21 protein-coding genes and 1 riboswitch are annotated in these 19,741 nt (G+C 60.3%); of the genes, 19 read left to right on the forward strand and 2 right to left on the reverse strand.

Features of this window, described 5'->3' with window-relative positions:
• Positions 1-458 precede the first annotated feature (458 nt).
• Positions 459-1,790, reverse strand: coding sequence for an amino-acid N-acetyltransferase (gene argA, locus NNN71_RS05865; RefSeq protein ID WP_064543002.1), 1,332 nt, complete (start codon positions 1,788-1,790; stop codon positions 459-461).
• Positions 1,791-2,019: 229 nt separating this feature from the next.
• Here argA and amiC point away from each other — a divergent pair, with 229 nt between their 5' ends.
• Both amiC and cobD read left to right on the forward strand, forming a co-directional pair.
• Positions 2,020-3,270, forward strand: a complete 1,251-nt coding sequence (gene amiC / locus NNN71_RS05870; protein ID WP_064543004.1) for an N-acetylmuramoyl-L-alanine amidase AmiC — start codon at positions 2,020-2,022, stop codon at positions 3,268-3,270.
• 6 nt (positions 3,271-3,276) lie between these two features.
• Positions 3,277-4,353, forward strand: coding sequence for a threonine-phosphate decarboxylase CobD (gene cobD, locus NNN71_RS05875; protein WP_271458067.1), 1,077 nt, complete (start codon positions 3,277-3,279; stop codon positions 4,351-4,353).
• Here cobD and NNN71_RS05880 read toward each other — a convergent pair.
• Positions 4,338-5,207, reverse strand: a complete 870-nt coding sequence (locus NNN71_RS05880) for an L-threonine kinase (protein WP_271458068.1) — start codon at positions 5,205-5,207, stop codon at positions 4,338-4,340. The two genes, cobD and NNN71_RS05880, sit on opposite strands and share 16 nt — an antisense overlap.
• Before the next feature lie 134 nt (positions 5,208-5,341).
• Positions 5,342-5,518: riboswitch (cobalamin riboswitch) on the forward strand.
• Between the two features lie 96 nt (positions 5,519-5,614).
• Between NNN71_RS05880 and NNN71_RS05885 the strand changes: the two genes are divergently transcribed.
• From NNN71_RS05885 to NNN71_RS05965, 17 genes are read left to right on the forward strand one after another with little or no spacing between them, the layout of a single operon-like run.
• Positions 5,615-6,988 (forward strand): cobyrinate a,c-diamide synthase, encoded by a 1,374-nt coding sequence (locus NNN71_RS05885; protein ID WP_271458069.1) that lies wholly within the window; start codon positions 5,615-5,617, stop codon positions 6,986-6,988.
• Positions 6,985-7,944 (forward strand): adenosylcobinamide-phosphate synthase CbiB, encoded by a 960-nt coding sequence (gene cbiB / locus NNN71_RS05890; RefSeq protein ID WP_223803910.1) that lies wholly within the window; start codon positions 6,985-6,987, stop codon positions 7,942-7,944. The genes NNN71_RS05885 and cbiB overlap by 4 nt, the downstream gene beginning before the upstream one ends.
• A 10-nt stretch (positions 7,945-7,954) precedes the next feature.
• Entirely contained in the window at positions 7,955-8,590 is a 636-nt protein-coding gene (locus NNN71_RS05895) for a cobalt-precorrin-8 methylmutase (RefSeq protein WP_271458070.1), read from the forward strand.
• Positions 8,587-9,726, forward strand: a complete 1,140-nt coding sequence (gene cbiD, locus NNN71_RS05900; RefSeq protein WP_271458071.1) for a cobalt-precorrin-5B (C(1))-methyltransferase CbiD — start codon at positions 8,587-8,589, stop codon at positions 9,724-9,726. The genes NNN71_RS05895 and cbiD overlap by 4 nt, the downstream gene beginning before the upstream one ends.
• The gene (locus NNN71_RS05905; protein WP_167575109.1) at positions 9,720-10,325 is read left to right on the forward strand and encodes a cobalt-precorrin-7 (C(5))-methyltransferase; all 606 of its coding nucleotides are present in this window, start codon (positions 9,720-9,722) and stop codon (positions 10,323-10,325) included. The genes cbiD and NNN71_RS05905 overlap by 7 nt, the downstream gene beginning before the upstream one ends.
• Entirely contained in the window at positions 10,315-10,884 is a 570-nt protein-coding gene (locus tag NNN71_RS05910; RefSeq protein WP_271458072.1) for a decarboxylating cobalt-precorrin-6B (C(15))-methyltransferase, read from the forward strand. Before NNN71_RS05905 ends, NNN71_RS05910 begins: the two co-directional genes overlap by 11 nt.
• Complete coding sequence (locus tag NNN71_RS05915) at positions 10,877-11,650, forward strand: cobalt-precorrin-4 methyltransferase (protein ID WP_271458073.1); 774 nt, start codon at positions 10,877-10,879, stop codon at positions 11,648-11,650. The genes NNN71_RS05910 and NNN71_RS05915 overlap by 8 nt, the downstream gene beginning before the upstream one ends.
• On the forward strand, positions 11,631-12,686 hold the full coding sequence (gene cbiG / locus NNN71_RS05920) for a cobalt-precorrin 5A hydrolase (RefSeq protein ID WP_271458074.1): 1,056 nt from the start codon (positions 11,631-11,633) through the stop codon (positions 12,684-12,686). The genes NNN71_RS05915 and cbiG overlap by 20 nt, the downstream gene beginning before the upstream one ends.
• Positions 12,686-13,411, forward strand: coding sequence for a precorrin-3B C(17)-methyltransferase (locus NNN71_RS05925; RefSeq protein WP_167575113.1), 726 nt, complete (start codon positions 12,686-12,688; stop codon positions 13,409-13,411). Before cbiG ends, NNN71_RS05925 begins: the two co-directional genes overlap by 1 nt.
• Positions 13,408-14,193, forward strand: a complete 786-nt coding sequence (locus tag NNN71_RS05930; protein ID WP_271458075.1) for a cobalt-precorrin-6A reductase — start codon at positions 13,408-13,410, stop codon at positions 14,191-14,193. Before NNN71_RS05925 ends, NNN71_RS05930 begins: the two co-directional genes overlap by 4 nt.
• A 10-nt stretch (positions 14,194-14,203) precedes the next feature.
• On the forward strand, positions 14,204-14,983 hold the full coding sequence (gene cbiK, locus NNN71_RS05935; protein ID WP_271458076.1) for a sirohydrochlorin cobaltochelatase: 780 nt from the start codon (positions 14,204-14,206) through the stop codon (positions 14,981-14,983).
• Positions 14,980-15,693: a cobalt-factor II C(20)-methyltransferase gene (locus NNN71_RS05940; protein WP_271458077.1), complete on the forward strand. Its 714-nt coding sequence runs from the start codon at positions 14,980-14,982 to the stop codon at positions 15,691-15,693. Before cbiK ends, NNN71_RS05940 begins: the two co-directional genes overlap by 4 nt.
• The gene (cbiM, locus tag NNN71_RS05945; RefSeq protein ID WP_271458078.1) at positions 15,690-16,427 is read left to right on the forward strand and encodes a cobalt ECF transporter S component CbiM; all 738 of its coding nucleotides are present in this window, start codon (positions 15,690-15,692) and stop codon (positions 16,425-16,427) included. Before NNN71_RS05940 ends, cbiM begins: the two co-directional genes overlap by 4 nt.
• A gap of 1 nt (position 16,428) precedes the next feature.
• Entirely contained in the window at positions 16,429-16,710 is a 282-nt protein-coding gene (locus tag NNN71_RS05950) for an energy-coupling factor ABC transporter substrate-binding protein (protein ID WP_271458079.1), read from the forward strand.
• Entirely contained in the window at positions 16,697-17,374 is a 678-nt protein-coding gene (locus tag NNN71_RS05955; RefSeq protein ID WP_271448192.1) for an energy-coupling factor ABC transporter transmembrane protein, read from the forward strand. The genes NNN71_RS05950 and NNN71_RS05955 overlap by 14 nt, the downstream gene beginning before the upstream one ends.
• Positions 17,375-17,382: 8 nt before the next feature.
• Entirely contained in the window at positions 17,383-18,189 is an 807-nt protein-coding gene (locus NNN71_RS05960; protein WP_271458080.1) for an energy-coupling factor ABC transporter ATP-binding protein, read from the forward strand.
• Positions 18,186-19,712, forward strand: coding sequence for a cobyric acid synthase (locus NNN71_RS05965; protein ID WP_271458081.1), 1,527 nt, complete (start codon positions 18,186-18,188; stop codon positions 19,710-19,712). The genes NNN71_RS05960 and NNN71_RS05965 overlap by 4 nt, the downstream gene beginning before the upstream one ends.
• Positions 19,713-19,741: the final 29 nt, after the last annotated feature.

Consider the following 19,741-nt stretch of genomic DNA (forward strand, 5'->3'; position numbering starts at 1 on the left):
ATCGGTGCTTCGCACTACGCTCACCTACGAACTCCAGCCTGCGGCACGGCGAAACTCGACGTCCTGTCTCGGTTCGCCTCAGTCCGCCATCCATGGCGTCCTGACCTTGTCTTCCATTCTCCGGCTCGCCGATTTCCAGCGGGGACTCATCGGTTTCAGTGGCTCTGGTTTTTGCTGTTAACTAAAAGACCGCACTGGTGTTGGTGGCGTCTAAATCGCCGAAGCGTTCCCTGAAGGCCGGGGCAGCCCACAGGGATGTAGGCTGAGGGGACCGCGAAGCGGCGATTGGCCGCCCCTTGCGCGCTCTCTGCGCCCGTACAATTTATGTGGCGAGAGCTGAAAAGGAGCGCAACGGAGTGATCAATCCAAATACACCTCCCCCCTTTCTGATAACTGTCGCCAAGGATTATAAGAGACAGCTTCAAAAGGGAAGAGGGCGCGGGGACCGATCGGCGCAGCTAGACTAAATCCGCCATCAGCACCTTCGAACGACGCTGATAGTTATAAAGCTGCTTCTTACTCTCCGGCAGCAACTCGACATCAACCGGTTTAAACCCACGCTCCTGGAACCAGTGAATACTGCGGGTGGTCAGCACGAACAGATGATTCAGCCCCATTTGCTTCGCCTGCGCGGTAATGCGCTCAAGGAGCACTTCGCCGCGCGAGGAGCTGCGATAGTCCGGATGCACCGCCACGCAGGCCATTTCGCCAATCTTCTCTTCCGGGAACGGATAGAGTGCGGCACAGGCGATGGTGGTGTTATCGCGTTGAATAATCGTGAACTTGTCGATCTCCATCTCCAGTTGCTCGCGGGAGCGACGCACCAGAATCCCTTGCTGCTCCAGCGGCGCAATCAGGTCGAGGATACCGCCGATATCGTTAATGGTGGCGCGGCGGATCTGCTCGGCGCTCTCCATCACAATTTGCGTACCGATACCGTCGCGTGAGAACAATTCCTGTAACAGCGCGCCGTCTTCCTGATAGCTGATCAGGTGGCTGCGACGCACGCCGCTGCGGCAGGCTTTCACCGCGCCGCGCAGGAAGCGCGCGGTACCGGAGAGGTAGTCGCCTTCCTGCTCCAGCTCTTCGATGCGCGCCTGCGCTTCGTTCGGGAACAGCTCAGGAACGATTTCACCGGCTTCGTTGTAAACGCCCTGCGACGAGCAGAAGCCAATCATCTTCTCGGCCTTCAGCTTAATCGCCAGCTGAGTGGCAATTTCTTCCGAAGTCAGGTTAAAACTTTCGCCGGTGACGGAGACGGCTACCGGCCCCATCAGCACAATGGCGCCGCTGTCGAGCTGGCGGTGGATCGCCTCTTCATCAATACGACGAATACGCCCGCTGTGACAGTAGTCGATACCGTCATCCACGCCCAGCGGCTGGGCGATGATAAAGTTACCGCTGACCACATTGATGTGCGCGCCCTGGAGCGGCGTATTGTTCAGGCTCATCGACAGACGCGCGGTGATATCCAGCTGCAGTTGGCCCGCTGCCTGCTTAACCAGTTCAAGGGTTTTGCTATCGGTGACACGAATGTGTTTATGATAGGTTGGCTGATGCTGATGTTCGGCCAGATTGGCGTCGATTTGCGGACGCGCGCCGTAGACCAGCACCAGGCGGATGCCCAGGCTGTGCAGCAGACCTATGTCATTGACAATGCTTGAAAAGTTCTCATGCTCAATGGCTTCGCCGCCAAGCATGATGACAAACGTCTTGCCCCGATGAGCGTTAATATAGGGGACTGAATGACGAAACCCCTCGACCAGTTCGGTTCTACGTTCCTTCACCACGGCACAACCCTCAATGCATGATTATTCGTAATAAGTGTATTTTTATTCTGTTTTTGCGCTAAACGCAAGCCGGAATTTGCCTAAACATGGGAAAAATCTCCGCCAAATTTCGCTTAACCAACGAATGTTTACCCTTTTATAGATGACAGTTTATTCGCCTTTGGTTAAAGTTTTCGGTCAATCATATTTTGCTTAATTTGAAATCGTCTTTTTTTGCCTGGGATAGAGCATGTCAGGAAGTCAGTCTTTGAGTCGTCGCCGCCTGTTAAAAGGGGCGGGCGCCATGTGGTTGCTAAGTGTCAGTCAGGTTGGTTTCGCTGCCGTCAGTCAGGTGGTGGCCGTCCGCATCTGGCCTGCGTCCAGCTACACGCGCGTTACGGTGGAGTCCAACCGCGTGCTCAAGTATCGGCAGTTTGCGTTGAGCAATCCCGACCGCCTGGTGGTTGATCTTGAAGGGGTGAACCTCAACTCGGTGCTGAAAGGGATGGCGGCGCAGATTCGCGGTGACGATCCGTTCATTAAATCCGCGCGTGTCGGCCAGTTCGACCCGCAGACCGTGCGCATGGTGTTTGAACTGAAGCAGGACGTCAAACCGCAGCTGTTTGCCCTCGCGCCGGTTGCCAACTTTAAAGAACGTCTGGTGATGGATCTCTACCCCGCTAACGCGAACGATGTGCAGGATCCGCTGCTGGCGCTGCTGGAAGAGTACAACAAAGACGGCCTCGAAAAGCAGGTGCCGCCGGCTCAGAGCGGGCCGCAGCCGGGGAAAGCCGGTCGCGATCGACCAATTGTCATTATGCTTGACCCCGGACACGGCGGTGAAGACTCCGGGGCGGTGGGGCTGTATAAGACGCGAGAAAAAGACGTGGTGCTGCAAATCGCCCGTCGCCTGCGCGCGCTGATTGAGAAAGAAGGCAACATGAAAGCCTACATGACGCGCAACGAAGATATCTTTATTCCGCTGAAGGTGCGGGTGGCCAAAGCCCAGAAACAGCGCGCCGACCTGTTTGTTTCTATTCACGCGGATGCCTTTACCAGCCGTCAGCCGAGCGGCTCATCGGTGTTTGCGCTTTCCACCAAAGGAGCCACCAGTACGGCGGCGAAATACCTCGCGCAGACCCAGAACGCCTCGGACTTGATCGGTGGCGTCAGCAAAAGTGGCGACCGCTACGTCGACCACACCATGTTCGATATGGTGCAATCGCTGACCATCGCCGACAGCCTGAAGTTTGGGAAAGCGGTGCTCAAGAAGATGGGGCAGATTAACAACCTGCATAAAAATCAGGTTGAGCAGGCCGGATTTGCGGTGCTGAAAGCGCCGGATATTCCGTCGATCCTCGTCGAAACGGCGTTTATCAGTAACGTTGAAGAAGAACGCAAGCTGAAAACCGCGAAGTTCCAGCAGGAAGTGGCCGAGTCGATCCTCGCTGGCATTAAGGCCTACTTCGCCGACGGCGCAACGCTGGCGCGGCGCGGGTAACCGGGCGTGTCGCGTCTGAAAAGCGCCCACGGCGGCAATATCCGCGAAGCGGCGGCGCTGATGGGAGTTGCCGCCGACCAACTGCTGGATTTCAGCGCCAACATTAACCCGCTGGGTATGCCTGAAAGCTTAAAACGCGCGATTGTCGCCCAGCTCAGCTGCGCCGAACGTTACCCTGACGTCGAGTATCAGCAGCTGCATCAGGCGCTGGCGGCGCACCATAACGTTCCGCCGACATGGATTCTGGCGGGCAACGGCGAAACTGAATCCATCTTTACGCTCGTCCAGGGGCTGCGCCCACGCCGGGCGATGGTGGTTGCGCCCGGGTTTGCCGAATATCGCCGGGCGCTGGAAACCGTTGATTGCGCCATCGAGACCTTTTTCCTGCGTGAAGAGGACGACTGGCAGCTGACTGACCGTATTCTCCCGGCGCTGACCGCCGAGCTGGACTGCCTGTTTCTTTGCACGCCAAATAACCCTACCGGCCTGCTGCCGGATGGCGCGCTGCTGACGGCAATCGCCGAACGCTGTCGCGCGCTGGAAATCGCGCTGGTCCTCGACGAAGCCTTTCTCGATTTTATTCCCGATGAAGCGGGCTTTATCCCACGGTTGGCGCAGTATCCGCACGTCTGGGTGCTGCGATCGCTCACCAAATTCTATGCCATTCCCGGCCTTCGGCTGGGCTATTTGCTGAACAGCGATGAACGAGCGGTAGCCTGGCTGCGTCAGCGGCAGATGCCGTGGTCAATCAACGCTTTTGCCGCGCTGGCCGGCGAGGTGGTGCTCAACGATCATGATTATCAACAGGCGACGTTTCGCTGGTTAGCTGACGAAGGCACGCGCTTTTACCGGGCACTGGGTGAGATTGAGGGGCTGAAGGTGTATCCGGGGCGGGCGAACTATCTTTTCCTGTGCTGCGAGCGAGCGGAGGTTGATCTGCAGTATGCGCTGCTGGAAAAACAGATTCTGATTCGCAGCTGCGCCAACTATCCGGGGCTGGACGGGCGCTACTTCCGCGTGGCGATTCGCAGTTGCGAAGAAAACCAGCGGTTATTGACGGCGCTGCGTCAGGCGCTGGCCTGAACCCCGCCATTCACTGACGCGAGCAGATGCCGCTGCGGCCAGTGCGCCGCCAGGTCGCGCTGTGCCAGTGCCCAGTGCAGATAATCCACATCATGATAGCGACGGTCGAGCATCAGCCCGACCACGCTGCCGCTGTGCGCCACCGTCAGGCCGTACAGGCCACACCGCTCGACAAGTGAAAGCAGCGCCGTAAAACCCGGCTTTGGCAGCAGAGTCTGGCTCGCAACAGCGCTGAGCGTCGCCGCTTCGCCGAGCAGGCTGGGATTGCTGCCTGTGCAGGCGGTTTGTACCTTATCCCATGCCTGTTGCAGCACCTCAGCGTTGGCCTCCAGCGCCGTGCGTCGCGGCAGGCGGTGATAGTCGGCGGTGCGAAGCTGAACCGGGCTCTCCAGCACCAGCAGGTCAAAATGGGGGGCGGGGGCGCAGGCAATCTGGGTTTGGGCATGGTGGTGATCGAAAAGCGTCAGCGCATGAAACAGGGTGCTGTCCGTCGGCTCCAGCGATACGCACAGCGCCGCCAGTTCAGATTCACTGAGTGAATGTCCTAAATGATGCGCAGTGGCAACGGCAGTGGCGGCAATATCAGCGGTGCTGCTGGCCATCCCTTTCGCCACGGGAATGGTCGAGTCAAGCTCAATGCGTAGCGTCTGGCTCAGCGTTAGCGGATAGCCCCAGCGCGCCAGCAGCGTATTGACCATCGCCCGCGCTAGCGGTCGCTCATTGACGAGCGGCACGCCCTCGCGCACTTCCACGGTGCTATACCAGTCTATCGGGCAGGAGACGAGCTTTTCGCTGCCGAGAATCCAGCCCTGAATCAGTTCCCCACCGGAGGCGGGACAGCGCGCCACGCTCATGATTTTCCTTGCCTTGCCAAACGAAATATAACTACCGTAAATAAATATGCCGGTATTGTCATAGCGCAACGAAATCCTTCTTTCGCGGCGCTAGAGTAACCTGCTTTTTATTTTATGCGGGCCGATGTGCCGGCATAAATCTGCAACCAACAGGTTTGGCATAGTATGTGCCAGGGAAGAGGGTGTAAATCCCTCGCAGCCCCCGCTGCTGTAATGCTGACGACCCCGTGAAGACCACTGATCCTGAGGATCGGGAAGGGCGGGTGAGGATGACGCTAAGCCAGAAGACCTGCCTGTTGGCCATTCACAACAACTTCGGTGGGAAGTGGGTTGCTTTGAGTCGCACAGTCTTCGGACTGGGCGTGCGCACGGCTATACCCGAGAACCACCCTGAATAGGGTCAGGGTATGGCAGCCAGACAGCACGCATTTATCCTCGCAGGCACCGGCAGCGGCTGTGGTAAAACCACGGTGACGCTCGGCCTGCTGAGGCTGCTCCAGCAGCGCGGCCTGCGCGTTCAGCCCTACAAAGTCGGCCCGGACTACCTCGATACCGGCTGGCACACCGCACTGTGTGGCGTCGCGTCCCGCAATCTCGACAGTTTTATGCTGCCCCCTTCTACGCTCAATGCGCTGTTCGGCGAACAGATGCAGCAGGCCGATATTGCCGTTATTGAAGGCGTGATGGGCCTCTATGATGGTTACGGTACCGACCCCAACTATTGCAGCAGCGCGGCGATGGCGAAACAGCTGGGCTGCCCGGTGATTCTGCTGGTGGACGGCAAGGCGGTCTCTACCTCCATTGCCGCCACGGTGATGGGGTTTCAGCACTTCGACCCGAGCCTGAATATCGCGGGCGTCATCGTCAACCGCGTCAACAGCGATAGCCACTTCCAACTGCTGAAAAACGCCATTGAGCGTTACTGCGACCTGCCGGTGCTCGGCTACGTGCCGCGCGCGGAAGGGGTATCACTGCCGGAACGTCACCTTGGTCTGGTCACCGCCCGAGAATCGCTCATCGATGCGCAGCCGTGGCAGGATTTCGCCGCGACGCTGGAACGGACGCTGGATGTTGATCGCCTGCTGGAACTGAGCGTATTGAACACGTTACCGCCGGGCGAGTGGCCACCGATGCCGGCCAGCGGCGAGGGGCTTACCCTCGCGGTCGCGGATGATGAAGCGTTCAATTTCTACTACCCGGATAATCTCGCGCTGCTGGAACGCGCGGGCGTGACCCTTGTCCGCTTTAGCCCATTGCATGACACGGCACTTCCCGATTGCCAGATGATCTGGCTCGGCGGCGGCTACCCGGAACTGCACGCCCGAGCGCTTGCCGCCAACGCGCCGATGCTGGCCCAGCTGCGGGCGGCGCATGAGCGCGGCGTGGCGATTTACGCCGAATGCGGCGGCCTGATGTATCTCGGCACCACGCTGGAGGATGCGCAGGGCGAGGTATACGCCATGGCAAACATTCTCCCCGGCGACAGCAAAATGGGCAAACGTCTCACCCGTTTTGGTTACTGTGAAGCGCAGGCTGAGCAGCAAACGCTGCTTGCCGCGCCCGGCGAAGTGCTGCGTGGTCACGAGTTCCACTACTCTGATTTCACCGCTCGACTCCCGGCGGCGATGGCCTGCCGAAAAACTCGCGATGGCGTCGTGCTTCAGCGATGGCAGGGGGGCTGGCAGCTTGGCAACACGTTTGCCAGCTATCTCCACGTTCACTTTGCCCAGCGCCCTGACATGCTGAATCACTGGTTTACTGCCGCAAGGAGCGTTCTATGACGCTGCTCGCCTGGTGCTGTGCATGGCTGCTCGACTTTCTTATCGGCGATCCGCAGAGCTGGCCGCATCCCGTGCGCTGGATAGGTAACCTGATTCATTTCGTTCAGCGCGTCGTGCGCCGTATTTGTCGCAGAGATCGCGCCCTGCGTATCGGCGGCGGCGTGATGTGGCTGGCGGTGGTAGGGCTGACCTACGGCATCGCCTGGGGCGTGCTGCACCTGGCGACGTTGATTCACCCGTGGCTGGGCTGGGGCGTTGAGGTCTGGATGATTTTCACCGTGCTGGCCGGACGCTGCTTGGCCCGCTCTGCACAGGATGTTGAGCGCCCGCTACGCGCGGGCGACCTGGCCGAGAGCCGAATTAAACTCTCATGGATTGTCGGCCGTGATACTTCACAGCTCCAGCCGGAGCAGATTAACCGTGCGGTGGTGGAGACAGTGGCGGAAAACACCGTTGATGGCATTATCGCGCCGCTCTTCTTCCTGCTGCTCGGCGGCGCGCCGCTGGCCATGGCCTACAAAGCCGTCAACACCCTTGATTCGATGGTGGGTTACAAACATGAAAAGTACCGCGCTATCGGCATGGTCAGCGCCCGGCTGGATGATGTCGCCAATTTTATTCCCGCTCGCTTGAGCTGGCTGCTGATAAGCGTAGCCGCATTTCTTTGCCGTTTTGACGGCCCGCGCGCGCTGCGCATCGGCTGGCGTGACCGTTACAACCACAGCAGCCCGAACTGCGCGTGGTCAGAGGCCGCCGTCGCCGGGGCGCTGGGCGTGCGGCTCGGCGGCCCGAACGACTATTTTGGTCAGCGTGTGGAGAAGCCGTGGATCGGCGATGCCCGACGCGCTATCGCCATCGATGACATTTCCCGAACGATACGACTGATGTGGGTGGCCTCCACGCTGGCCCTGCTGCTGTTTATGGCGGTCAGGTACGGATTGATGGGCGCGGCCTGAGGAGAACAGCATGAACTATATCCAGCAACCGCAAGCGATTGAGCGCAAGAGCTTCGAAATCATCAGCGACATTATCACGCAAACCCGCCCGGCGTATCGTTTCGAAAGCCCGCTGCACGAGGCGATTATCAAACGGGTGATCCACACCACCGCCGATTTTGAGTGGCTGGATATTCTGTGGTTCGCGCCCGATGCCTTAACCCGGCTGAGTGCAGCGCTCAGCCGCCCATGCACGCTGTACACCGATACCACCATGGCGCTCTCCGGCATCAATAAAAATCTGCTGGCGACCTTCGGCGGCGAGTGCCGCTGTTACATCAGCGACCCGCGCGTGGTGCGCGAAGCCAAAGCGCAGGGCATTACCCGCTCGATGGCGGCGGTGGATATTGCCGCCAAAGAAGAGGGCGACAAAGTGTTCGTCTTTGGCAATGCGCCCACCGCGCTGTTCCGCCTGATGGAGCATGAAGATCTGGACGTCAGCGGCGTGATTGGCGTGCCGGTCGGGTTTGTCGGCGCGGCGGAATCGAAAGAGGCGCTGAGTAAAAGCAGCCTGCCGGGCATCGCCGCGCTGGGGCGCAAAGGCGGCAGCAACGTCGCGGCGGCGATCGTTAACGCCATTCTCTACCATCTGCAGGCCGCGCAATGAACGACGCTGCCTTCGACGCCCCGGTCTGGCATAACGGCAAGGCGCTGCGCAAGGGCTACACCACCGGTTCGTGCGCCACGGCGGCGGCGAAGGTTGCCGCGCTAATGGTGATGCGTCAGCACCTGATTCACCAGGTATCGATCGTCACGCCGTCGGGCGTCACGCTGAACCTGAACGTAGAGTCGCCGCACGTGGAAGGTCAGCAGGGGATTGCCGCCATTCGCAAGGACGGCGGCGATGACATTGATGCTACTCATGGGATGCTGATTTTCGCCCGCGTGACCCTTAACGACAGCGGCGAGATTATCCTGCACGGTGGTGAAGGCGTTGGCACGGTCACCCGCAAAGGCATCGGCTTGCCCATCGGCAGCGCGGCGATTAACCGTACCCCGCGCCACACTATTGAAATCGCCGTCCGTGAGGCCATCGGCCCGGCGCGCGGCGCTGAGGTGGAGATTTTTGCCCCGGAGGGCGAGGAGCGGGCGAAGAAAACCTATAACTCGCGGCTGGGTATTCTGGGCGGGATCTCGATTATCGGCACCACCGGCATTGTGACGCCGATGTCGGAAGAGAGCTGGAAGCGCTCGCTGGCGCTGGAGCTGGAAATGAAGCGCGCCGCCGGGCTGGAACGGGTGGTGCTGGTGCCGGGCAACCACGGCGAGCGCTTCGTGCGTGAACAGATGGGCATTGACTCACAGGTGGTGGTCACCATGAGCAACTTCGTCGGCTACATGATTGAAGAGTCGGTGCGCCTTGGCTTCCGCCAGATTGTGCTGATTGGTCACCCCGGTAAGCTGGTTAAAATCGCCGCCGGGATTTTCCACACCCACAGCCATATCGCCGACGGGCGCATGGAGACGCTGGTGGCGCATCTGGCGCTGCTCGGCGCGCCGCTTGAACTGCTCACCCTGGTGAGTGAATGCGACACCACCGAGGCGGCGATGGAGCATATCGAGGCCTATGGCTTCCAGTCTCTCTACAACCACCTTGCCGGACGTATCTGTCAGCGCGTGCTGCAACGTCTGCGCTTTACGCAAAATCCCCCCATCTGCGACGCCATTATGTTCTCGTTTGATAACCAGCTCCTCGGTAGCAACCGTCCGGTCGGCGATATCGTGAGGGACATGCAATGTTAACCGTTGTGGGGATGGGGCCGGCGGGCATGCAGTTGATGACGCCGCTGGCGCAAGCAGCCGTTGCGCGCGCTGACGCGCTGGTCGGTGGCACGCGGCACCTGGCGCAGTTCCCGGACTTTACCGGCGAGCGCTGCCCGCTGGGGGCCAATATTGCGCAGGTACTGACATGGATTAGCCAACGTGCGACACAGAACGTGGTAGTGCTGGCCTCCGGCGACCCGCTGTTTTACGGCATCGGCACGCGGCTGATTGCTCACTTCGGCCGTGAAAACGTGCAGGTGGTCCCCGGCGTCAGCGCGGTGCAGTACCTGTGCGCGCGGGCGGGCATTGATATGAACGACATGTGGCTAACCAGCAGCCACGGGCGCGACGTGTGCTTCGACACGCTCGCCGCGCATCGCAAGGTGGCGATGGTCACCGATAAACGCTGCGGGCCGAAAGAGATTGCCGCCGCGCTGGTTGCTCGCGGTAAGGGCCATCGTTGGATGGTGATTGGCGAAAATCTGGCGCTGGACAACGAGCGCATTCACTGGCTGCCGGTGAGCGCAGTCCACAACGACTATGAGATGAACACGGTGGTGATCCTCGATGAAAGATGAGCTGTTTCTGCGCGGCGAAAAGGTGCCGATGACCAAGGAAGCGGTGCGGGCGCTGGCGCTCTCAAAGCTGGAGCTGCACTGGGCCAGCCACCTGATTGATATCGGCGCGGGGACCGGCAGCGTGTCGATTGAAGCCGCGCTGCAAAATCCGACGCTGGCGGTCACGGCGATTGAACGCAACCCGGCGGCGCTGCGTTTGCTGGCGGAAAACTGCCAGCGCTTTGCCTGCGGGAACGTGTCGATTATTGCCGCTGAAGCCCCTGACGTCAGCGTCGAACGCGCCGACGCGATCTTTATGGGCGGCAGCGGCGGTCACCTTACCGCGCTGATTGACTGGTCGCTGCGCCATCTGCGCCCCGGTGGGCGGCTGGTGATGACCTTTATTTTGCAGGAAAACCTGCATTGCGCCCTCGAACACCTCCAGCTGGCGGGCGTGACGGCGGTGGACTGCCAGCAGCTGAACGTCTCGGCGTTTACCGCGCTGGGCAGCGGCCACTATTTCAAACCGCATAACCCCGTTTTTGTGATTGCCTGTCAGAAGGAAGAAATCCATGAGTGATGCCTTTGATTCACGCTGTGTCTGGTTTGTCGGCGCAGGCCCCGGCGACCGCGACCTGATCACCCTGAAGGGCTACCGTTTGTTACAACAGGCGCAGGTGGTGATTTACGCCGGTTCGCTGATTAACCCCGAACTGCTGAGCTACTGCCCGGCTGAGGCCGAGTGTCACGACAGCGCCGAGCTGCACCTTGAGCAAATTCTCGACCTGATGGAAGCGGGCGTGAAGGCCGGAAAAATGGTGGTACGCCTGCAAACCGGCGACGTGTCGCTATACGGTTCGGTGCGTGAGCAGGGCGAAGAGCTGACCCGTCGCGGCATTGCCTGGCAGGTGGTTCCGGGGGTCAGCGCGTTTCTCGGCGCGGCGGCGGAGCTGGGTGTCGAGTACACGGTACCGGAAGTGTCGCAGAGCCTTATCATCACTCGCCTCGAAGGGCGCACCCCGGTGCCGGAGCGCGAACAGCTGGAGTCCTTTGCGCAACATCGCACCTCGATGGCGATTTACCTCTCCGTGCAGCGCATTAACAAAGTCGCCGAGCGGCTGATGGAGGGCGGCTACCCGGCAACTACGCCGGTGGCGGTGATTTACAAAGCTACCTGGCCTGAGAGCCAGACCGTACGCGGCACGCTTTTGGATATCGCCGACAAGGTGCGCGATGCCGATATACGCAAAACCGCGCTGATCCTGGTCGGTGACTTCCTCGGCGAGGAGTACCACTACTCGCGTCTCTACGCCGCAGACTTTAGCCATGAATACCGCAAAGCCTGAGCGCATTGCGCTCTTTTGCCTGACCCCCGGCGGCGTGGCGTTGGCAAAACGGCTGAGCGCCGCGCTGCCGATGGCCTGTTACACCCGCGAAGGGCTGGTGGAACCGGGATTCCTGCCGTTTGATGGCGGCTTCGCGGCGAGCGTTGGGCAGGCATTTCATCGCGATACGGCGCTGATTTTTATCGGCGCGACCGGGATTGCGGTGCGCACGCTTGCGCCGCTGCTGGTCGATAAATTCCACGACCCGGCGGTGGTGGTGATTGATGAACGCGGTCAGCACGTCATCAGCTTGCTCTCCGGGCATATCGGCGGGGCGAACAATCTCGCCCGGCATCTGGCGGGCATTCTCGGCGTCGACCCGGTTATCACTACCGCTACCGACGTTAACGACGTGGCGGCGCTGGATACGCTGGCCTGCCAGCTTAACGCGTGGATGCACGACTTCCGCACGGCGGTGAAAACCGTTAACCAGATGCTGGTTAGCCAGCAGCGCGTGGGGCTGTGGTGGGACGACATGTTTGCCGATGAGGTCAGCCGCTGCGACCGACGCGGGTTTATTACCGTCAGCGACCTGAACGCGCTGCCTGAGCTGGATGCGCTGGTGTGCATCACCCTGCGCACTGCGCTGCCCGAACTGGCGTTGCCGCACTGGAAACTGGTGCCACGACGCATTGTGGCAGGCATTGGCTGCCGACGCGGCACGCCTTGCACGCTGCTTGGCGAGTTGTTGCATCGTCAGCTTGCGTGCCAGGAGGTAGACCCGCTGGCGCTGAAGGCTATCGGCAGCATCGCCCTCAAGCAGGACGAGCTGGGGCTGATTCAGCTGGCAAGCGACCTTGACGTGCCATTTAACGTGTTCAGCGTGGACGCCCTTCGCGAACACGAACACCGTTTTCCCTCGTCGCTGTTTGTGAAGCAAACGGTCGGCGTCGGCAGCGTTTCCGGCCCGGCGGCGTGGCTGCTGAGCAATGGGCATCTACTCGGTGAGACCCTGCGCGAACAGGGCATCACCATTACTTTGGGAGTAACACACTGATGTTAAGCGTTATTGGAATTGGCCCTGGCTCGCAGGCGATGATGACCATGGAGGCCGTCGACGCGCTGCAGGCGGCGGAAATCGTCGTCGGTTATAAAACTTACACCCATCTGGTGAAGGCTTTTACCGGCGACAAGCAGGTGATCAAAACCGGGATGTGCAAAGAGATTGAACGCTGTCAGGCGGCGATTGAACTGGCGCAGGCCGGGCACAACGTGGCGCTAATCAGCAGCGGCGACGCGGGCATCTACGGCATGGCGGGGCTGGTGCTTGAACTGGTCAGTAAACAGAAGCTCGACGTGGAAGTGCGGCTGATTCCGGGGATGACCGCCAGCATTGCCGCCGCCTCGCTGCTGGGCGCGCCGCTGATGCATGACTTCTGCCATATCAGCCTGAGCGACCTGCTGACGCCGTGGCCGGTGATTGAAAAACGCATTATCGCCGCCGGGGAAGCCGACTTTGTTATCTGCTTCTATAACCCGCGCAGTCGGGGCCGCGAAGGGCATCTGGCGCGCGCCTTTGAACTACTTTCCGCCGTTAAAAGCGCCGACACCCCGGTGGGCGTGGTGAAATCTGCCGGACGTAAAAAGCAGGAAAAATGGCTCACGACCCTCGGCGCGATGGATTTTGAACCGGTGGATATGACCAGCCTGGTCATCGTCGGCAACAAAACCACTTACGTGCAGGACGGGCTGATGATTACCCCGCGAGGCTACGTGCTGTGAGTTTCGGGAAGGTTCTGGTGGTGGGCGGCACCAGCGATGCGCGGGCAATTTGCCAGCTATTGGATGCGGCAAATGTGCAATACACCGTCTCGGTCGCCACGCCTACCGGCGAGGCGTTGGCCGGGGATATTCAGGGACAGGTGCGCTGCGGGCGGTTGGATTGTGCGGAGATGGTGGCCTGGCTTCAGGCGCACGGTACCCGCTGGGTGATCGATGCCTCGCACCCGTATGCCGAAGCCGTCAGCCGTAACGTACTCGACGCCTGCTCACAGGCGGGCGTTTTGCTGAGCCGCTATCAGCGCCCGGATCAGCTTGATGCGCTAGCGCAACCACTGCTGCATTACGTCGCCAGCATCGAGGAGGCCTGCGCGCTGATACGCCCGCTGGGCCAGCGCGTGCTGCTGACCACCGGCAGCAAGGACCTGGCGCAGTGGCGCGCGGGTCTGCCGGAAAAAACGCTGCTTGCCCGCGTGTTGCCCGTCCCTGAGGTGGTACAGCAGTGCGTCAGCCTGGGCTTTGGCGTTGGCGACATTTTCGCGATCTGCGCACCGTTCAGCGCTGAGTTTAACGCCGCGTTTTACCGCCATTGTCGCGCCGACGTGGTGGTCACCAAAGCTTCCGGCGCAGAAGGCGGCTATCAGGAAAAGGTGCAGCCGTGCCTTGATGCCGGCATTCCCTGCGTGGTCATTACCCGCCCGATGCCGCTGGTCGGCGGCGATGAGCTACTCGACAGTTTACCGGCCTTTGCCGAGCGCCTGGCGCGCTGGCAGGCTTCGGCATAAGGAATTCAACATGAAAAAAGCCCTATTGGTGGTGAGTTTTGGTACCAGCTACCACGACACCTGCGAGAAAAATATTGTCGCCTGCGAACAGGCGCTGGCGGCCAGCTGCCCGGACCGCGAACTGTTTCGCGCCTTTACCTCCGGGATGATTATCCGCAAGCTCAAACAGCGCGATGGGATTGATACCGACACGCCGCTGGAAGCGCTGCAAAAGCTCGCCGAACTGGGCTATGACGATGTGGCCGTCCAGTCGCTGCATATTATCAACGGCGACGAATATGAAAAAATCGCCCGCGAAGTGCAGAGTCAGCGTCCACGGTTTAAACGTCTGACGCTGGGCACGCCGTTGCTGAGCAGCCACAACGACTACCAACGTTTAATGCAGGCGCTGGAACATCAGATGCCAGCGCTCAACGCCAACGAAAAGGTGGTGTTTATGGGCCACGGCGCCAGCCACCACGCCTTTGCCGCTTACGCCTGCCTCGACCATATGATGACCGCCCAGCGTTTCCCGGCGCGGGTTGGCGCGGTGGAGAGCTACCCGGAAGTGGAGGTGTTGATCGACAGCATGAGCAAAGAGGGCGTACGTGCCGTGCACCTGATGCCGCTGATGCTGGTGGCGGGCGACCATGCGATTAACGACATGGCCTCCGACGAAGACGATTCGTGGAAAACGCTGTTTAATGCCGCCGGTATTCCCGCCACGCCGTGGCTGCGTGGACTGGGGGAAAACCCGGTGGTACGGGCGATGTTTGTTGAGCATCTAAAGCAGTCTCTGGAGGCGGCATGAGCGGCAAACTGTATGCCCTGAGCACCGGGCCGGGTGCATCTGACCTGATTACCGTACGCGCGGCGCGCATTCTGGGCTCGCTGGATATTCTCTATGCCCCGGCAGGGCGCAAAGGCGGTGACAGCCTGGCGCTCTCTATCGTGCGTGAGTATCTCGGCGAGCAGACGGAAGTGCGCTGCTGTCACTTCCCGATGAGCGCCGACAACGCCGAAAAAGAGGCGGTGTGGGATGACGTGTCGGCGGCGCTGGTGCGTGAAGTGGAGGCCGGAAAAAACGTCGGCTTCATTACCCTTGGCGATGCGATGCTGTTCAGCACCTGGGTCTTTTTACTCCAGCGCATCGGACACCCGGCGTGGCTGGAGATTGTGCCCGGCGTGACCTCGTTTGCCGCTATTGCCGCTGGTGCGCAAATGCCGCTGGCGATGGAGCAGCAGTCGCTGGCGGTGGTCGCCTGCACCGCGCCGGAAGAAGAGATTGAGCGCGCGCTGGCGCAGCACGACAGCCTGGTGCTGATGAAGGTCTACGGGCGTTTCCCGCGGATCAAAGCGCTGCTGGCGAAAGCCGGGTTGCTGAACCACGCGCTGCTGATGGCCGAAGCGACGCTGCCCGGCGAGCAGTGCTGGCGCAATCTGGCCGAGGTTCATGACGATCAGCCGCTGCCCTATTTCTCGACCATCCTGGTGAACAAGCAGTGGGAGGCGAAACGATGAAAGCGGATCAACAATTGAAAAAGCTGTCGTTGAGCGGTCTGGCAGCGGCGCTGTTGCTGCTGGTGGTGCCGGAGCAGGCGTTCGCCATGCACATTATGGAAGGCTTTCTGCCGCCGATGTGGGCGCTGGCCTGGTGGCTGCTGTTCTTGCCGTGCCTGTGGTACGGGCTGGTGCGCCTGCGCCGCATCGTGCAGGACGATAGCAACCAGAAGGTGCTGCTGGCGCTGTGCGGGGCGTTTATCTTTGTACTCTCAGCGTTGAAGATCCCGTCGGTAACCGGGAGCTGCTCACACCCGACAGGCGTCGGGCTGGCGGTGATCCTGTTCGGGCCGGGCGTCGTGGCCATTCTTGGCGCGATCGTGCTGTTGTTCCAGGCGCTATTGCTGGCGCACGGCGGGCTGACAACGCTCGGCGCGAACGGCATATCGATGGCGGTGATTGGCCCCATCGTCGGCTATCTGGTGTGGAAAATGGCCTGTAAGGCGGGGTTCCGTCGCGATGTATCGGTCTTTCTCTGCGCCATGTTTGCGGATCTGGCGACCTACTTTGTCACCTCGCTACAGCTGGGCGTCGCTTTTCCGGATCCGCAGGCGGGCGCTATCGGATCGAGCCTGAAGTTTATGGCGATCTTCTGTTTGACGCAGATTCCGATCGCCATTGCTGAAGGATTGTTAACGGTGATGATCTACGACCAACTGACCAAACGGCAGTTGATCCCGGCGCGAGGGCATTAAGATGAAAAAAACGTTGAGCCTGTTGGCGCTGGTTATTGCGCTGATGATCCTGCCGTTCTTCATTAACCACGGCGGTGAATACGGTGGTTCCGACGGCGAGGCTGAAAGCCAGATTCAGGCCATTGCGCCGGATTATCAGCCGTGGTTCCAGCCGCTGTATGAACCGGCGAGCGGTGAAATAGAAAGCCTGCTGTTTACCTTACAGGGCTCCCTCGGTGCGGCGGTGATTTTCTATATTCTCGGCTATTACAAAGGGCGTCAGCGTCGTGATGACCGGTCTTGACAGACTAAGCTACCAGAGCCGTTGGTTTCACATCGCCCCCGAGCGTAAGTTTCTGTTCTGGCTGTTGTTGATGGGGCTGGCCTTCAGCCTGCCGCCGTTGTGGCAGGCGCTGCTGATGGTGATAACGGCGGCGTTCACCTGCTGGCTGCTGCGCATCTCGCTGTGGCGCTGGTGCCGCTGGATGGCGCTGCCGCTGGGATTCCTCGTGGTAGGTGTGCTGACGATTGTCTTTAGCGTCAGCCGCGATCCACAGACGCTGCTGGCGGGCGCGCCGATTGGGCCGTACTGGCTGGGCGTTACCGCACAGGGAATCGCGACCGCCAATGCGACCTTCTGGCGCAGCCTCGCCGCACTCTCAGCCACTTTCTGGCTGGTGCTGAACCTGCCGTTCCCACAGCTGATTGTGCTACTCAAGCGGGCGCGGGTGCCGCGTCTGCTCACCGAGCAGATTCTGCTGACCTGGCGCTTTATCTTTATCCTGATTGACGAAGCCATGGCCATTCACCGGGCGCAGACGCTGCGCTTTGGTTACCGCAATGTGCGTCTCGGCTATCGCTCGCTGGCGATGCTGGTGAGCCTGCTGTTTACGCGGGTGCTGATGCGTTATCAGCAGATGAGCACCGCGCTGGATATCAAACTGTATCAGGGTGATTTTCATCTTTAAGGAACGCCATGCTTGCCACCTCTGACCTGGAGTTTCGCTACCAGGATGCGCCCATTCTTAAAGGGTTAACGCTGGATTTTTCTCGCCAGGCCGTCACCGGGCTGGTGGGCGCCAACGGGTGCGGGAAATCGACGCTGTTTATGAACCTCAGCGGGCTGCTGCGTCCGCAGCAGGGGGCGGTGCTGTGGCAGGGTAAACCGCTGGACTACAGCAAACGCGGGCTGCTGGCGCTGCGCCAGCAGGTGACCACCGTCTTTCAGGACCCGGACCAGCAGATTTTCTATACCGATATCGACAGCGATATTGCCTTCAGCCTGCGCAATATCGGCGTGGCGGAGACGGAGATTGCGCGGCGTATCGACGATGCGCTCACGCTTGTCGACGCTCAGCATTTTCGCCAACAGCCGATCCAATGCCTGAGCCACGGGCAGAAAAAGCGCGTGGCGATTGCCGGCGCGCTGGTGCTGAACGCGCGCTACCTGCTGCTGGATGAACCGACAGCCGGGCTGGACCCATTGGGACGCGCGCAGATGATAGACATCATCAAGCGTATCGTCGCGCAGGGCAATCATGTGGTAATTTCCAGCCACGATATTGATTTGATTTATGAAGTCAGCGACGCGGTATATGTACTGCGCCAGGGGGAAGTGCTGGCGCAGGGCGCTCCCGGCGAGGTATTCGCCCAGCGTGAGTTGATGGAACAGGCGGGGTTGAGCCAGCCGTGGCTGGTGAAGCTGCATGCGGAGCTTGGGCTGCCGCTGTGCAAAACCGAGGCGGAGTTTTTCCGCCGAATGCGAGAAAAAGGAACGATATGACCCAGGCCATTATGTTACAAGGCACGGCTTCCGACGTCGGTAAAAGTATGTTGGTGGCGGGACTATGCCGGATTTTTTATCAGGATGGCCTGCGCACCGCGCCGTTCAAATCGCAGAATATGGCGCTCAATTCCGGGATTACCCCGGACGGCAAAGAGATGGGGCGGGCGCAGATTTTTCAGGCGGAAGCCGCAGGTATTGCCCCGGACGTGCGGATGAATCCCATTCTGCTCAAGCCAACCAGCGACCGCAAAGCGCAGATTGTGCTGATGGGAGAAGTGGCGAGCAATATGGACAATATGGACGCCGTCAGCTATCACGACTACAAACCGCGTCTGCGCGAGCAAATCCTCAGCGTCTATCGCAGTCTGGCGAGCGAGTATGACGTGCTGGTGCTGGAAGGGGCGGGTAGCCCGGCGGAGATCAACCTGCGCGACCGCGATATCGTCAATATGGGCATGGCGGAGATGGCGCAGTGCCCGGTGATTCTGGTGGCGGATATCGATCGCGGCGGCGTTTTCGCGGCGATTTACGGCACGCTGGCGCTGCTGCGCGACCACGAACGGGCGCGGGTGAAGGGGGTGATCATCAATAAGTTTCGCGGCGATGTGGCGCTGCTGCATTCCGGGATTTCACAAATTGAAGCGCTGACGAACGTGCCGGTATTGGGCGTGATGCCGTGGCTGGAGGTTGAGCTGGAAGATGAGGACGGCGTCGCGTTGCAAAATGGCAAGTACCGCAGCGCGGGCGAGCGTGATGTGGATATTGCCGTGGTGCAACTGCCGCATATCTCTAACTTTACCGACTTCAACGCGCTGGCCGCCCAGCCGGACGTCCGAGTACGCTACGTGCGCCATGCGCAAGAGCTGGCGGACGCGGACCTGATTATTCTGCCGGGCAGTAAAAACACGTTGGGCGATCTGTTGTGGCTGCAGGATAGCGGGCTGGCGCACGGGATTCTCCAGGCGCAACATCAGCGTGTGCCGGTACTGGGCATTTGCGGTGGCTATCAGATGCTCGGCGATATGCTGATAGATGAAGTGGAATCCGGATTGGGGACGCTGCCGGGATTGGGGCTGCTCAATACCGTCACGCGTTTTGCACCGCAGAAAACCACCACGCGGGCCACGGCAACGCTCAGCACCGCCCTGCCGGGCTGGCTGGCGGGGGTGTCCGGTATGGCGCTGCAAGGCTATGAAATTCATATGGGCGAGACGGTGCTGGCGGACAACGCGCTGTCGTTAATGCAGCTGTGTAAAAACGGCCAGCATCAAGCGGATGGCGCGGTTAGCGCGGACGGACTGGCGTTTGGCACCTATCTGCACGGGCTGTTCGATAGCGACGCCTTTACGCGTGCGCTGGTCAACGGGCTGCGTGAACGCAAAGGCTTACCGGCACGGGATAACGATTTTCACTATGCGGAGTATAAGGCGCAGCAGTTCGATATCCTGGCGGAATCAATGCGTCAGCATATTGATATTGAAAAGATTTATACGATTATGCGCGAGCATAAAGAAGGGTAGGGAAGCGGCGCGCCATTCGTGAGGATGGC

The organism is Kluyvera sp. Awk 3, from assembly GCF_028069715.1.
In the GTDB taxonomy this organism is placed as follows: domain Bacteria; phylum Pseudomonadota; class Gammaproteobacteria; order Enterobacterales; family Enterobacteriaceae; genus Kluyvera; species Kluyvera georgiana_A.